Origin of the sequence: Streptomyces sp. XY006 (assembly GCF_002237655.1) — a bacterium.
GTDB classification, from domain to species: domain Bacteria; phylum Actinomycetota; class Actinomycetes; order Streptomycetales; family Streptomycetaceae; genus Streptomyces; species Streptomyces levis.
In genome coordinates this window covers 16,208-30,180 of record NZ_NOKT01000008.1, presented here as the reverse complement: position 1 = coordinate 30,180, position 13,973 = coordinate 16,208, and the positions used below count along the sequence as shown (strand labels likewise).

Below are 13,973 nucleotides of genomic sequence, written 5' to 3'. Positions count from 1 at the left end.
CGTCACGCTGCCCTGTGTGTGTCGGTTCGGCAGTCGCGGCAGTGGCCTGGGTGGGAGGCGCGGAAGGCTCGGTCGCAGCCGTCGCAGGTCTGGAGGGGGTCCGGGCGGACCAGGGGCGGGGAAGGGGGTGGGGCCGCGGGGAGCGGTGGAGGGAGGAGGGCCGTCAGACGGTGGGCCAGGAACGCCGCCGGGTGCTGGATCGGGGCCGTGGGCAGGCCCGTCGTCAGCGCGCGCCGGACCGCCTCGGCGGGCACGCCGCGCTCCAGCCACGCCGTGACCGCCGGGGCCAGGCGGTGTACGTCCCGCTCACTGAGCAGCAGCCGGGAGTCGAGCGTGCGCAGGCCGGTGAGGACGTCGGAGGCCGCGGTGCGGTCCGGCCGCGGAGCCGCCTTGCCTTCCGGGCGGGGCGTGGCGGGTGCCGGGCGGGGCTCCGGGGCGGCGGCGGTGCGGGGCTTGTTGTACGAGACCGTGCGGGTTACGACTCGGCCCGATTGAAGACGCTCCCTGGGGCGAGCGAGGTACCCGTGGGCCTCCAGTTCGCGCAGGGCCGCCGCGATACGGATCTCGCCCTCCGGGAACTTCGCCGTGAGTGCCTTGATGCCGACCGGCGTTCCGGCGGGCAGCGACTGGATGTGGACCGCCAGGCCGATCGCCGTCAGGGACAGCTCAGGGTGCTGGGCGAGGTGGTTGCCGACGACCGTGAAGTGGTCGTCGTGGCGTTCCGTCACGTGCTGGACACCCGAAGTGCCGGACTGCGCGCGCGAGGGCGCGCTAGGGTGCTGCTCAGTCATCGGGAAGGGCTCTTCTTCCTTGGTGATCAGGCCCTCGCAGTGGGATGGCAGTCCCGGCGAGGGCCGTATTCGTCTGTGGGGTTGTCTGCGCCGACGCTGCACCATCGACTGCCCGCCGCGCCAGCCGAGTTGGTGATGTTCACCCCTGCGGGTGAGCCGCGGGGGCGGTGGGGGTGGGTGGGTTCTTTCCCCGGTTCTTTTGGTTCTTGGCGTCGCGAACGGCCGGGTCATGACGCACCGCGACACGGTCACACGAGGGTCAGTTCGGCCCAGACCGTCTTGGTGCCGGCCGGGGCCTGCGTCACGCCCCAGCGGTCCGTGTACGCCTCGACGATGCGCAGGCCCCTGCCGCCTTCCGCGTCCTCCTCCACCGGGTCCGGGACGCGCGGGATCCGGTCGCCCCGGGCGTCCGTGACCTCGACGCGGAGCGTGCGGTCGGCGCGCAGCTCCAGCCGCAGCCGGAAGTCCCTGCCGAGCACCCGTCCGTGCCGTACGGCGTTGGACGCCAGCTCGGCCACGACCTGCGCGGCGGCCTCGTACGGCTCGCCCCACGCGTCGAGTTGGCGTTCGGTGAGCAGCCGCGCCAGTCGCGCACCTCTTCGAGTCGCCGACAGCTGAACGGCGAAGAGGCGGGTGTGCGCGGGGATCCGGGTGGGGGATTTCTGACTCATGTCACCCAGCGTGGTCGTCCGCCCCTACCCTGAACAGTGACGACCTCGGTACGGAGCGTGACTGTCCGGACGCGTGACGGGGTCGTACGGGTCGTACGTCAGGAGGGGAAGGCGTGGAGGACGAGGAAGCGGCTGCCGTGCTCAGGACCGTCGGGCGGCAGATCAAGATGTGGCGCGAGGCGGCGGGGCTGAAGCAGGCGGAGTTGGGCGCGGCCATCGGGTACGGCGAGGAGATGGTGTCGTCCGTGGAACGGGCCCGCCGCATCCCCAAGCCGGATTTTCTCGACAAGGCGGACGAGGTCCTCCACGCCGGCGGCAAACTCGCCGCGATGAAGACGGATGTGGAGCAGGCTCGGTATCCCAAGAAGGTGCGGGACCTGACCAGGCTGGAGGACGACGCCGTCGAGCTCGGGGCTTACGCCGGTCTGCACATTCACGGACTGCTCCAGACGCCCGAGTACGCGCACGCCCTGTACGCCATGCGGCGGCCGGCCTACACGGAGGAGGAGATCGAGCGGCTCGTGGCCGCCCGTATGGCCCGGAAGGCCGTCTTCGAGAAGGTGCCCCGGCCACTCCTCACGTTTGTCCAGGAAGAGGCGACACTGCGACGGCCCCTCGGGGGCAGGATGGTGCTACGTCGTCAACTCGAACACCTGCTTGAAGTAACCGAGTTGAGGCACGTATCGATCCAGGTCATGCCTACGGACCGGGAGGATCACGCGGGCTTGATGGGCCCGTTCAGGGTGCTGAAGCTGAGGGACGGCACGACGCTGGGGCACTCGGCGGGTCAGCTGCACGACCGAGTCATCTCCGACCCGAAGGACGTCCAAGTCCTGGATATGCGCTATGGAATGATCCGGGCGCAGGCCCTCTCGCCCCGGGAGTCGCGAGCCTTCATCGAGAAAGTACTGGGAGAAGAGACATGACACCCACCCCGCCGAGGTGGTTCAAGAGCAGCTACAGCGGCAACGACGATGCCGACTGCCTCGAAGCCGCCATATCCCCCACCCCCCGACTCACCCTGCTCGTCCGCGACTCCAAGGACCGCGACGGTGCCCGGCTCGCCTTCACCCGGGCCGCCTGGTCGGAGTTCCTCGCGTTCACGGCAGGTCGCTGACCCGGCCCATGGCCGGATGCGTCGGTCGGTCCGCCGAACACGCCCTGTTCCGGGCCGACTTGGCCACCGAGCCGGACGGCTCCCGCATCGGCGGTATCCGCCGCCATGGTGTCGCGTGCGCACCGGCGGTTGGGAAGAATGATCGTCATGGCCACCTCCACAACCCCACGCGGCGGGCTGTCGCTCGCCGCCACGCTGCTCACCGGCACCATCGCCCTCTACATGGCGCTGGTCGCCTTCGGGAACATCACCGACTTCGGCACCAACCAGCAGTTCGTCCGGCACGTGCTGGCGATGGACACCACGTTCAAGGACGAGGACCTGATGTGGCGTGCCATCACCAGTGAAGGGCTTCAGGACGCCGCGTACGTCGCGATCATCGTGTGGGAGACCGTCGCCGCGCTCGTCCTGATATACGGGACGTGGCTGTGGGCCGGACGTGACGCCGTGCGCGCCCGGCGGATGTCGACGTACGGGCTGCTGATGGTGATGCTGCTGTTCGGCGCCGGGTTCATCGCGATCGGCGGTGAGTGGTTCTCGATGTGGCAGTCGAAGAACTGGAACGGGCTGGACGCCGCGACCCGCATCTTCCTGTTCAGCGGGGTCGTGCTGATCGTCAACCAGCTGTCGGCCCCGCGCGCGGAGACGTCCGCTACCTGACCACGGCCACGGTCGTGCCGACCGTGCCGAACGCCCACAGTGCCGAGCCGTCCGCCTTCTTCATCCGGACCCCGCCGGTCTTCCCGCCGGAGGCGGCGGGCGGCGGGGAGGACCCGTCGACCGCGTTGGAGAAGGCGACGGAGACGCCGTCCTGTGCGGCGAAGTACATGATGTGCTCGATCTGGACCCCGTCGGAGCCGGTCGTGGCCTCGTTGCGGGACGAGATCGTGTAGGTGCCGAGGGCGGGGTCGACCGTGCCCGGCCAGACCGTGAACGTCCGGCGGGTCGCCTCGCTCGCGTCGACCATCCACACCCGCTTCTCCCCGAGGGAGTAGACGATGCGCCGGCCGGTGCCGGAACCGTCCGGGACCCGGGCCGGGGCGGACGCCGTGGGCTTGGGCTGCGCCGACACCGAGCTGCTCGGCTTGGCCGAGCTCGCGGTGGGATGCGGGCCCTGGTCCGCCTGCACGGCCAGGACCGTCACCGCGGCTATCGCTCCCACGGTCAGCCCGGTCGTCCAGGCCCACGAAGGAAGTCGGGCAGGCACCGGCACGCATCTCCTCAGTCACGGGACCCCGCACAGCACCGGGGTTCCGATCATCGTACTGCGCGCCCGCCGCTCCTCGACGGCCTCGGGGCCCCGCGATCACGGGCCCCCGGCGGTCTTGCGGACCGGTACCGGTCCGGTGCCCGCGCCGCGCGCGGTGTAGCGCGGGGCCCGTACCGGGGCCGGGTAGGCGAGGTGCACCAGCCGGGTCTGCTCCTGCCGCATGTGGGTGAGCGACTCCAGGATGTAGCCGACGAGCAGGACCAGGGCGGCGATGGTCATGATCGCGGCGGCGAGGATCGCCGTGGGGACGCGGGGCACGGTGCCCGTGCGGACGAAGTCGGCGATGACGGGGATGCCGAGGATCACCGAGACCAGGGCCAGCACGCCCGCGATCACGGTGTGCACGAGCGAGGGGCGCTCGCGGCGCGCCAGGTCGAGGATGACCCGCAGGATGCGCCAGCCGTCCCGGTAGGTGCGCAGCTTGCTCTCGCCGCCGGCCGGCCGGACCCGGTAGTCCACGGGCACCTCGGCCGTGGGCAGCCGCAGGTGCAGCGCGTGGATGGTCATCTCGGTCTCGGTCTCGAACTCGCGGGCCAGGGCCGGGAAGGACTTCACGAAGCGCCGCGAGAAGACCCGGTAGCCGCTGAGCATGTCGGTCACGTCGTTGCCGAACAGGGAGCGCACCGCGCCGGTGAGCACCTTGTTGCCCACCGCGTGCCCGGCCCGGTAGGCCCCGTCGGTGACGACCCGGCGGGCGCCGACGACCTGGTCGTACGGTCCGTCGAAGAGCAGGTCGACCAGGTCGCGGGCGCGGGAGACGTCGTAGGTGTCGTCCCCGTCGACGATGAGCAGGGCGTCGGCGTCCACGTCGGCGAAGGCGCGGCGGATCACGTTGCCCTTGCCCTTGCGGGTCTCGTGCCGGACGATCGCGCCGGCCTCCCGGGCGAGTTCCGCCGTGCGGTCGGTGGAGGCGTTGTCGTACACGTAGACGACGGCCTCGGGGAGGGCGGCGCGCAGGTCGCGGACGACCTTGCCGACGGCCGCCTCCTCGTTGTGACACGGCACGACACACGCGATCGTCGGTTCCACGACCACTCCTCACCCGGACCGTCGTTGTGCCCGTCGGAACTTCCTTTGTGGGGAAATCATGCGATATGCGCGCGTCCTGGGCGCGCGGGAGCGCCGGGTCGTTACGCTCGCCGGGTGCCGGTCCTCGCATCCGTGACGCTGCGTGCGCGCGACGCCGTCAAGGGCGTCTGGCGGGAGGCCGCCAAGTTCGGCGTCATCGGGGCCCTGGCCTTCGTCGTCGACAACGGCGGCTACAACCTGCTGGTCTTCGGCCTGCCCGGCGGCGCCGAGGGCGGGGTGATGCACACCGCCCCCGTACAGGCGTCCGTGCTCGCGACGGGCGCGGCCGCGCTGTTCAGCTGGGTCGGCAACCGGTACTGGACCTACCGCCACCAGCACCGGGACAAGGTGACGCACGAGCTGGTGCTGTTCCTGGTCGCCAACGGCGTCGGGCTGGTCATCACCGCCGGGACGGTCTTCGCCTCGCGCCAGCTGCTCGGGCTCGACTCGGCGCTCAGCGACAACACCGCCCGCATCCTCGGCTGGGTGCTGGCGACGCTGTTCCGCTTCTACGCCTATCGGCGCTACGTCTTCGTCGCCCCCTGAGCGCGAGCCGCTAGCATCCGGCATATGTCGCATAAGGGACGGATGTCGGGTGGGCGCTGGGTCGCGGGTCTGGCCGCCGTCGCCGCCGTCTGCTGCCTGGGCACGGTGCTCGTCTTCGCGCCGGGGTTCCTCAGCCCCGACAGCCTCGACCAGCTCCGGCAGGCCCAGGGCCGCACGCCCCTGACCGACTGGCATCCGCCCGTGCTGAGCCTGGTGTGGCGGGCCCTCATCGCGGTGACCGGCTCGATCGCCTCGATGCTCGTCCTGCAGTCCCTGGTCTTCTGGGGAGCGCTGTGGGTGCTGTCCTGGGCGGTGTGGGAGCTGACCGGGAGACGGGCCGGTTCGCTCGCGGTGCTCGGACTCGGGCTGACCCCGTTCGTGCTGACGTTCGCCGGGGTGGTGTGGAAGGACGTGCACGCGGCGTTCGCCCTGCTCGCGGCGTGTGCGGTCGCCCTCACCGGGCTGCGGCTCCGGGACACCGCGGCGCGTCCCGCCGTGCGGTGGGCGCTGCTCGCTCTCGGTGTGCTGTTCCTGGCGTACGCCATGCTCGTGCGCAAGAACGCCTTCCTGGCCGCGCTGCCCGTCTTCGTCCTGCTGGTCCTCGCCCTGTGGCGGCCCCCCGGGCGCCGTACGTGGGCGACGTGCACGGCGGCGCTCGCGGCCGGGCTCGTCCTGCCCGCCGCCGCCATCTCCCTGTTCGCCGAGCCGCTGCAGACCAGACAGGGCGCGCAGATCATGCTCGACGACCTGGTGCACGTCCTCACGGTGGACGAGTTGCGGTCGGCGGACGTCCCGCCCGGGCTGCGCGACCGGCTCGTGGCCTCGGCCCGGGAGTGCGCCCGCACCGGCGCGCTGTCGGATGCCTACTGGGCCTGCTGGGAACGCCCCGCCGACGGGCTGCGCGCGGACGCGGACGAGATCACCTCCCTGTGGCTGCGGGAGATGGGCGGGCACGTGCCGGGCTATCTCCAGTACCGGCTGCGGCTGTTCGCGACGCTGCTGTTCGAGACCGACTACGTCTACAAGGCCGGCATCACCCGCAACGACCTGGGCATCGAGGTGGCGCACCCGCAGCTGGAGGCAACGCTCGGCAGTTACGTCGACGGCATGGCGACGGACCTGCGGTGGCTGTTCCGCGGCTGGTTCTGGCTCGCCGTCGCGCTGGTGCTCGCCGTCCGGCCGGGCAGGGGACGGTTCGCGATGCCGGTGCGGGCGCTGGGCATCAGCTCGGCGGCCTACATCCTCGGCTATCTGCCGATCATGCCCGCGACGGACTTCCGCTACGTGTACTGGCCCGCGCTGGCCTGCGGCCTCGGGGTGGTGCTGCTGTGGGCGGGCCGGGGCACGCCTCCCCCGCGGCCCGCGCACCCCGGCGCCACGACCGGCCGGCCCCTGACGGAACAGCAGCCGGCGGACGCCGGGGGACCGTAGGCCCGTCGACCGGAACAACCGGCGCCCGCCCGAGGCCGGCAGGACCGTCGACCGGAGCAGCGACCGGCGGGCGCCGGGGCCGGCGGATCCGTCAGTCCAGCACCGGCAGGAGCTCCGGCAGGTGCCCGTCCGAGGCCAGTGCCGTCCGCTGCCGCTCCTCGGGGACCTCGCCGTAGAGGGTGGTGCGGGGCCTGGCGGGACGACCGGCCGCCTCCGCCACGGCGATCAGGTCCTTCACCGACTTGTACGAGCCGTACGACGAGCCCGCCATCCGGGAGATGGTCTCCTCCATGAGCGTGCCGCCGAGGTCGTTCGCGCCGGAGCGGAGCATCTCGGCCGCGCCCTCGGTGCCCAGCTTGACCCAGCTGGTCTGGATGTTGGGGATCCACGGGTGCAGCAGCAGCCGGGCCATGGCCGTCACCGCGCGGTTGTCCCGCAGGGTCGGGCCCGGGCGGGCGATCCCCGCGAGGTAGACCGGCGCGTTGGTGTGCACGAACGGCAGCGTCACGAACTCGGTGAAGCCGCCCGTGCGCTGCTGGATGCCCGCGAGGGTGCGCAGGTGCCCGAGCCAGTGGCGCGGCTGGTCGACGTGCCCGTACATCATCGTCGAGGACGAGCGGATGCCGAGCTCGTGGGCCGTCGTCACGACGTCGATCCAGTCGGCCGCGGGCAGCTTGCCCTTGGTGAGGATCCAGCGGACCTCGTCGTCGAGGATCTCGGCGGCCGTGCCCGGGATGGTGTCCAGACCGGCCTCCTTGGCCGCCGTCAGCCACTCACGCACCGACATGCCGGTGCGGGTCGCGCCGTTGACGACCTCCATCGGCGAGAACGCGTGCACGTGCATACCGGGGACGCGTTCCTTCACGGCCCGGGCGATGTCGAAGTAGGCCGTGCCGGGCAGGTCCGGGTGGATGCCGCCCTGCATGCAGACCTCCACCGCGCCCACGTCCCAGGCCTGCCGGGCCCGGTCGGCGACCTGGTCCAGGGAGAGGGTGTAGGCGTCGGCGTCCGTGCGGCGCTGGGCGAAGGCGCAGAAACGGCAGCCGGTGTAGCAGACGTTGGTGAAGTTGATGTTGCGCGTGACGATGTAGGTGACGTCGTCGCCCACGGCCGACTTGCGCACGTCGTCGGCGACCCGCGCGAGGGCGTCCAGCGCCGGTCCGTCCGCGTGCAGCAGGGCCAGCGCCTCCTCGTCGGAGAGCTTCGTCGGGTCGTCGGCGGCCGTGCGCAGGGCCTGCCGTACGTCCGTGTCGATGCGCTCGGGTGCCATGCCCGGGGCGGCGGCCTCGCGCAGGGCGCCCCAGTCGCCGTACACCTCGTCGAAGTCGTCCCGGCGGTCCGACGTACGGCCCTCGGTGTCGATGGAGGTGTGCAGGTCGGTGCGGCCCGAGGCGGTGAAGACCTCCTCCGGCTCCTGCCACGGCAGGCCCCGCGGGAGAGCCTCGGGGCGGGCCAGGCCGGTCTCCGGGTCGGCGAGGGCCGCCACGTGCGGACGCAGCCTCGGGTCCAGCCAGGGCTCGCCGCGCCTGACGAACTCCGGGTACACGCACAGCCGTTCGCGCAGCTCGAACCCGGCCGCCCGGGACTTCTCGGCGAGCTGCTCGATCTGCGGCCAGGGGCGCTCGGGGTTGACGTGGTCGATGGTGAGCGGGGAGACGCCGCCCCAGTCGTCGATGCCGGCGCGGATCAGCCGCTCGTACTCGTCGTCGACCAGGTTGGGCGGGGCCTGGATGTTGCCGTTCGGGCCCATCAGGAGACGGGCGACGGCCACCGTGGCGACCAGTTCGTCCAGTTCCGCGTCGGGCATCCCGCGCATCGCGGTGTCCGGCTTGGCGCGGAAGTTCTGGATGATCAGCTCCTGGATCCCGTGGTAGGCCCGGGAGACCTTGCGCAGCGCGAACAGCGACTCGGCCCGCTCCTCGAAGGTCTCGCCGATGCCTATGAGCAGCCCGGAGGTGAAGGGGACGGAGGACCGCCCGGCGTCCTCCAGGACGCGCAGCCGGACCGCGGGCTCCTTGTCGGGCGAGCCGTGGTGGGGGCCGCCCGGCTCCGACCACAGGCGGGTGGCGGTGGTCTCCAGCATCATCCCCATGCTGGGCGCGACGGGCTTGAGGCGCTGGAAGTCGGCCCAGCTCATGACGCCCGGGTTGAGGTGCGGCAGCAGGCCCGTCTCCTCCAGGATGCGGATGGAGATGGCCCGCACGTAGGCGAGGGTGTCGTCGTAGCCGTGCGCATCGAGCCACTCGCGCGCCTCCGGCCAGCGGTCCTCCGGCTTGTCGCCGAGGGTGATGAGGGCTTCCTTGCAGCCGAGGGCGGCGCCCTTGCGGGCGATGTCCAGCACCTCGTCGGGGGACATGAACATCCCGTGGCCCGCCCGGCGCAGCTTGCCGGGCACGGTGACGAACGTGCAGTAGTGGCACTTGTCCCGGCACAGCCGGGTCAGCGGGATGAAGACGCTCTTGGAGTACGTGATGACCCCGGGCCGGCCGGCCGCCTCCAGGCCCGCGTCCCGCACCCGGGCGGCCGAGGCCGACAGGTCCTCCAGGTGCTCACCCCGCGCCTGGAGCAGGACCGCCGCCTCGGCGACGTCGAGGGAGACGCCGTCCCTGGCCCGTTTCAGGGCGCGACGCAGGGAGTTCTCGGTGGGGCCGGTTCCGGAGGTCGCGGGAGTCGTCATCCTTCGAGCATACGAGTGCCCTGATCAGGCCGGGCCCGGGCGGTCGGGCCCGCCTCCGGCCACTCCCGCAGCGCCGCCCGGGCCGCGTGGTGGCCGCACATGCCGTGCACCGACGGGCCCGGCGGGGTCGCCGAGGAGCACAGGAACGTGCCCGGCAGGGGCGTGCGGTAGGGGTTCCAGCGGGGCACCGGACGGGCCAGCGTCTGCCACAGGCTCATCGCGCCCGAGGCGATGTCACCGCCCACGTAGTTCGCGTTGTACGCGCCCAGCCGGGCCGCCGTGACGCCGCGTTCGGCGAGCACCGTGTCGGTGAAGCCCGGGGCGTGGGTCTCCAGGGCGGCGCGGATCACCGGCAGCGGGTCCCGGGTGTCGCCGTGGGGCACGTGCGCGTAGGCCCAGACCGGTCTCCTGCCGCGCACGGCCCGGGCCGGGTCGGCGGCGGCCGGGTCGACCACGATGATGTACGGGTGCCCGGTCCGCAGTCCCCGGGCCGTCGCCGTCTCGGCGCGGGCCAGCTGCGGTGCCGTGCCGTGCGTGCCGCCCAGGTGGATGGTGGCGGCCCGGGACAGCCGGGGGTCGCTCCAGGGGATCGGGCCCTCGACGAGGAAGTCGGCCTTGGCGGCGCCCGGACCGTAGCGGTAGCGGGACAGCGCGCGGAGGTAGCCGCTCGGCAGGGGGGCGATCCGGGCCAGTTCGCGGGGCGAGACGTCCAGCAGGGTGAGGCGGCGGGCGGGCAGGTCGTGCAGGCTGTCCACCCGGACTCCGGTGTGGATGCGGCCGCCGAGCCGCTCGATGTGCGCGGCCATGACGTCGGCGACGGCCTGCGAGCCGCCGCGCGGGACGGGCCAGCCGGTGGTGTGGGCGAGGTGCCCGAGCAGCAGCGCGACCGCGGCGGCCGCCGGGGAGGGCAGCCGGCCGATGCCGTGGGCGGCCACGCCCGTCAGCAGCGCCCGGGCCGCCTCCGTGCGCAGGCCGCCGCCCACGCGCAGGGCCAACGGCGCCAGCCGGGGGGCCAGCACGGCCAGGGCCCGCGGGTCGGGCGGCGTGCGCTGGGTGGAGAGCATCAGCTCCACCACGTCCGCCGAGCGCTCCATCAGCGGCAGCATCAGCCGCCGCCAGCGCGGCCCGTCCGCGCCCAGTTCCGCGCAGGTGGCGTCGAGGTCGCGCCAGGCCAGCGCGGCCGGGCGGCCCTTGAGGGGATGGCCGTAGGCGGCCGGAGAGTGCAGCAGGGGGACGCCGTGTCCCGCCAGGTCCAGGGACCGCATGAACGGGGAGACCGGTGCCATGGGGTGGACCGCGGCGCAGATGTCGTGCAGCACCTCCGAGTCGAACAGGGCCTTCGAGCGCAGCCCCCCGCCGATCCGCTCGTGCGCCTCGAACACCTCCACGCGCAGGCCCGCGCGGGCGAGGGTGAGCGCGGCCGCGAGCCCGTTGGGCCCGGAGCCGACGACGACGGCGTCCGTCATGCGAGTCCCCTGAGTGGAAAGGAGTGGAAGGGGGTGGAAGGGAGTGGAAAGGAGCGCGAAGGCCGGTGGGTGGGCAGGCCAGTGGGTGGACAGGCCGGTCAGTGGACAGGCCGGTCGGTGGACAGGCCGGTCAGTGGACAGGCCGGTCAGTGGAAGGCCAGCCACCCGATGCCCACGGCGCAGGTGAGACCGGCGGCGGCCACGGCGGCCGGGCGGTTGCGGTGCAGCGCGAACCACACCAGCGCGGCGGTCACCAGCACCGCGCCGGTGCCGATCGCGGCGCGCAACGGCCCGTCGCTGTAGCCGTACTCGCCGAAGTGCTGCGCCAGCCAGCCGAACCAGGCGATCCTCATGACGTTCCCCGTGCTTCTCTCGGTGTCGTGCGGGTGGTCGTGCTCAGTTCCCGCCGCGCGGGGCGGGAGCCGCGAGGAGGGTCTTCCTGGCGAGGCTGTCGGTGCCGTCCGGGTCGCCCAGGCGGTGCAGGACGAGCCAGCGGCCGTCGTCGTGCGCCGCCGCCACGACGGACGAACCGCGGGTGGCGCCGTTGTGCCAGGTGATCGACTGCCCCCGCTGCCAGCTGGGCGCGGGCGGGCCCAGCCGTCGTTCGACGAGCAGGCCGACGACGACTTGGGACAGGGTCCGGCAGGTGGACCACAGGCCGCCGGCCGGCAGGATCGGTCCGGTCAGCGTCCACAGGGGCCGGGGCCGGCCGAACAGGCCGCGCGGGATCAGCCGCAGCTCCCGCGGCGGCAGCGCGGTCACCGAGCCCGGCTCCAGCCCGAGGGGCGACAGCACCCGTTCGTCGACGAGTTGCTGGTAGGAGCGTCCCGTGACGGACGTCAGCGCGTGCCCGAGCACCGCGTACCCGAGGTTGGAGTACTCCTCCTCGCCCAGCCGGCCCGTGGCCACCCGGTCCAGCTCGCGCAGCGAGGCGCGCAGGGCCTCCTCGGTGAAGGTGGCGTACGGGTCGTCGGGCGGGCCGGAGGGGCCGACGGGCAGGCGCGGCAGGCCCGAGGTGTGCTCGGCCAGGTGCCGCAGGGTGATGCCCGTCCCCGCGGGCACCTCCGGGAGGCACTCCTCCAGCGGGGTGTCGAGGCCGACGACGCCGTCCTCGGCCAGCCGGGCCAGGACGGTTCCGGTGAACACCTTGCTGAGGGAGCCGATTTCGACGAACCGGTCCTGGTCATGGCCGTGGGCGGCCCGGTCGTCGATACCGGGGCCGCCCAGCAGGCAGGTCGGGGTGGGCACGTGGGGTGTCGCTCCTGTCGTCAGACGAGTTCGGCCTCGGGTGCGGCCGACTTGGTTCCGTTCTCCCCGTTCGCGGGGGCCGCCTGCGCGGACGCCGCGCGCTCCGCCTCGGGCGTGCGGGCCGCGGGCAGCAGGCCCTTGACCCGGAGCACCGCCCGGTCGAGGGCGCCGGAGAGGAAGACGAGATCACAGGCGATCATGGTCAGCGCGAAGCCGGTCAGCCCCATGAAGAACGCGATCGACAGGTGGAAGCAGATGGACGCCGCGGCCGCCCAGGGGCGCAGCGCCGGGACGAGCACGCCCAGCGGGAAGTACACGAGGAAGGCGACCGTGCCGTAGGTGCCGAGCACCACCAGGAAGTCGCTCTCGTACACCAGGTTCGACCAGCCGGGCAGTTCGAACTCCGCGACGCGCATGATGTAGAAGAGCGCCGTGCCGTCCTGCCACTCCTCGCCCATCACCTTGTACAGGCCGGAGACGACGTAGACGAGGCAGATCTGCGCGGCCACCATGAGGACGCCCAGGTTGTGGAACGGCACGGACACCGCCCGCAGTTGCCCGGGGACCCGCTCGGCGAGGCGGCTCGCGAGGCCGGTCGGCAGGGCGAAGCGGTCGTAGCAGCGCGTCAGCAGCAGGAACGGGATGACGACGTAGGCGAGGTTGTCGCCGCCGTCGAGGAGGCCGGGCTGGCGCTGGTAGACGGACCACAACAGGGCCCAGTGCAGGACCAGTCCGGGCCGGCCGCCGACACCGAGCGTCACGGCCAGCGCCACCGCGATCCCCAGGTGGTAGACGACCTGGAAGAACACCGGTGACCCGGACAGCGCGTAGACGCTGAAGCCGGTCAGCTGAGCCGTGAACTCGTCGTGCGGCAGCACCCCGTCGGGCCCGAACAGGTAGTTCCGCTCCCGGTACTGGCCGACGTAGTACATGAGCCCGACGAAGCCGAGAAGCGCGCGCGTTCCCGAGACGCCGGTGACGGCGACCGGGTTCAGCGACCAGGAGTCCAGCCGGCCGGTGACGTCCTTCAGGGCGTTCCTCATCGCAGATCCCGGGTCTTGTGCCAGGAGAAGTCCTTCACGAGGACCTTTCCCTCGGCGGTCGGGTCGTGGCGCTTGGACCACGGCGGCAACTCGTGGACGTACATACGGACCTGCACCTTCTCGGCTTTTCCGTCGCACGCGTCGGGCATCTGGTCGTAGGCGTACCGGGACAGCCCCTTCACGGCCTCCGCCTCGGTGGCCTTCTCGAAAGGCAGCGGGGGCAGTGCGGGTTTCTTGTCGTTGGTCTGCTGCTGCCGCAGTCTGCGCAGGAGTTCCTCGCTGCTGGTGATGTTCTGCAGATGCGCGGACACGATTCTGACCTCACGCGACGGGAAGAACCGGGAACTCTGCGCCTTTTCCACTCCCCGGGCCGAGACGTCGTAGTACGGCGACACCGATCCGTCCGCGCACGCGGCCCGGGCCAGGATGCCGCGGTCGTCGGAGACGGGGGTCGGGGCGAAGAGCTGCCAGTTCTGCGAGAAGTACGGGTCGAGGTATTCCGCCACGGTGTCGCCGTAGACGAGTTTCGCCGGGCTGAGCGGCGCCTGGGACAGGGCGGCCATGGTCATGTGAGCGCCCAGGAGGGCGCCGCCGACAACGAGCGCCGCCCTCCTGGTCGTGCGATACGTGGTCGTCACGTGGTGC

Annotated in this window: 15 protein-coding genes; 5 read left to right on the top strand and 10 right to left on the bottom strand. The window is 72.3% G+C overall.

The window, feature by feature from the left end; translation table 11 throughout:
* Window positions 1–2 precede the first annotated feature (2 nt).
* Together CHR28_RS11205 and CHR28_RS11200 are read right to left on the bottom strand one after the other, a co-directional pair.
* Window positions 3–791 (bottom strand): helix-turn-helix domain-containing protein, encoded by a 789-nt coding sequence (locus CHR28_RS11205; protein ID WP_256984216.1) that lies wholly within the window; start codon window positions 789–791, stop codon window positions 3–5.
* A 248-nt stretch (window positions 792–1,039) separates the two neighbouring features.
* A complete protein-coding gene (locus CHR28_RS11200; RefSeq protein ID WP_094053407.1) occupies window positions 1,040–1,462 on the bottom strand; it encodes an ATP-binding protein in 423 nt (140 codons plus the stop codon).
* A gap of 113 nt (window positions 1,463–1,575) precedes the next feature.
* Here CHR28_RS11200 and CHR28_RS11195 point away from each other — a divergent pair, with 113 nt between their 5' ends.
* From CHR28_RS11195 to CHR28_RS11185, 3 genes are all read left to right on the top strand, one after another.
* Window positions 1,576–2,388 carry a helix-turn-helix domain-containing protein gene (locus CHR28_RS11195; RefSeq protein ID WP_094053406.1) on the top strand — a complete coding sequence of 271 codons (813 nt, stop codon included), beginning with the start codon at window positions 1,576–1,578 and terminating at the stop codon, window positions 2,386–2,388.
* The gene (locus tag CHR28_RS11190) at window positions 2,385–2,579 is read left to right on the top strand and encodes a DUF397 domain-containing protein (RefSeq protein WP_094053405.1); all 195 of its coding nucleotides are present in this window, start codon (window positions 2,385–2,387) and stop codon (window positions 2,577–2,579) included. The genes CHR28_RS11195 and CHR28_RS11190 overlap by 4 nt, the downstream gene beginning before the upstream one ends.
* Window positions 2,580–2,726: 147 nt before the next feature.
* On the top strand, window positions 2,727–3,239 hold the full coding sequence (locus CHR28_RS11185; protein ID WP_094053578.1) for a DUF2165 domain-containing protein: 513 nt from the start codon (window positions 2,727–2,729) through the stop codon (window positions 3,237–3,239).
* Here CHR28_RS11185 and CHR28_RS11180 read toward each other — a convergent pair.
* Complete coding sequence (locus CHR28_RS11180; RefSeq protein ID WP_179272392.1) at window positions 3,232–3,792, bottom strand: hypothetical protein; 561 nt, start codon at window positions 3,790–3,792, stop codon at window positions 3,232–3,234. The genes CHR28_RS11185 and CHR28_RS11180 overlap by 8 nt on opposite strands.
* A gap of 93 nt (window positions 3,793–3,885) precedes the next feature.
* Entirely contained in the window at window positions 3,886–4,884 is a 999-nt protein-coding gene (locus tag CHR28_RS11175; RefSeq protein ID WP_094053403.1) for a glycosyltransferase family 2 protein, read from the bottom strand.
* A 108-nt stretch (window positions 4,885–4,992) separates the two neighbouring features.
* On the opposite strand from CHR28_RS11175, the gene CHR28_RS11170 reads away from it, so the two are divergent.
* A complete protein-coding gene (locus tag CHR28_RS11170) occupies window positions 4,993–5,463 on the top strand; it encodes a GtrA family protein (RefSeq protein ID WP_094053402.1) in 471 nt (156 codons plus the stop codon).
* 24 nt (window positions 5,464–5,487) lie between these two features.
* Window positions 5,488–6,894, top strand: coding sequence for a hypothetical protein (locus CHR28_RS11165; protein ID WP_256984214.1), 1,407 nt, complete (start codon window positions 5,488–5,490; stop codon window positions 6,892–6,894).
* 91 nt (window positions 6,895–6,985) lie between these two features.
* On the opposite strand, the gene CHR28_RS11160 is transcribed toward CHR28_RS11165, so the two are convergent.
* The 6 genes from CHR28_RS11160 to CHR28_RS11135 all read right to left on the bottom strand — a co-directional run bounded on the left by CHR28_RS11160 (window position 6,986) and on the right by CHR28_RS11135 (window position 13,966).
* Complete coding sequence (locus CHR28_RS11160) at window positions 6,986–9,571, bottom strand: bifunctional FO biosynthesis protein CofGH (RefSeq protein ID WP_094053400.1); 2,586 nt, start codon at window positions 9,569–9,571, stop codon at window positions 6,986–6,988.
* The gene (locus CHR28_RS11155) at window positions 9,568–11,037 is read right to left on the bottom strand and encodes a phytoene desaturase family protein (protein ID WP_094053399.1); all 1,470 of its coding nucleotides are present in this window, start codon (window positions 11,035–11,037) and stop codon (window positions 9,568–9,570) included. Before CHR28_RS11155 ends, CHR28_RS11160 begins: the two co-directional genes overlap by 4 nt.
* Window positions 11,038–11,183: 146 nt before the next feature.
* Window positions 11,184–11,390 carry a hypothetical protein gene (locus tag CHR28_RS11150; RefSeq protein WP_094053398.1) on the bottom strand — a complete coding sequence of 69 codons (207 nt, stop codon included), beginning with the start codon at window positions 11,388–11,390 and terminating at the stop codon, window positions 11,184–11,186.
* A gap of 43 nt (window positions 11,391–11,433) precedes the next feature.
* The gene (locus CHR28_RS11145; protein WP_094053397.1) at window positions 11,434–12,285 is read right to left on the bottom strand and encodes a serine hydrolase domain-containing protein; all 852 of its coding nucleotides are present in this window, start codon (window positions 12,283–12,285) and stop codon (window positions 11,434–11,436) included.
* Window positions 12,286–12,305: 20 nt separating this feature from the next.
* Entirely contained in the window at window positions 12,306–13,328 is a 1,023-nt protein-coding gene (locus CHR28_RS11140) for an HTTM domain-containing protein (RefSeq protein WP_094053396.1), read from the bottom strand.
* Window positions 13,325–13,966 carry a DUF5819 family protein gene (locus CHR28_RS11135; RefSeq protein ID WP_179272391.1) on the bottom strand — a complete coding sequence of 214 codons (642 nt, stop codon included), beginning with the start codon at window positions 13,964–13,966 and terminating at the stop codon, window positions 13,325–13,327. The genes CHR28_RS11140 and CHR28_RS11135 overlap by 4 nt, the downstream gene beginning before the upstream one ends.
* Window positions 13,967–13,973: the final 7 nt, after the last annotated feature.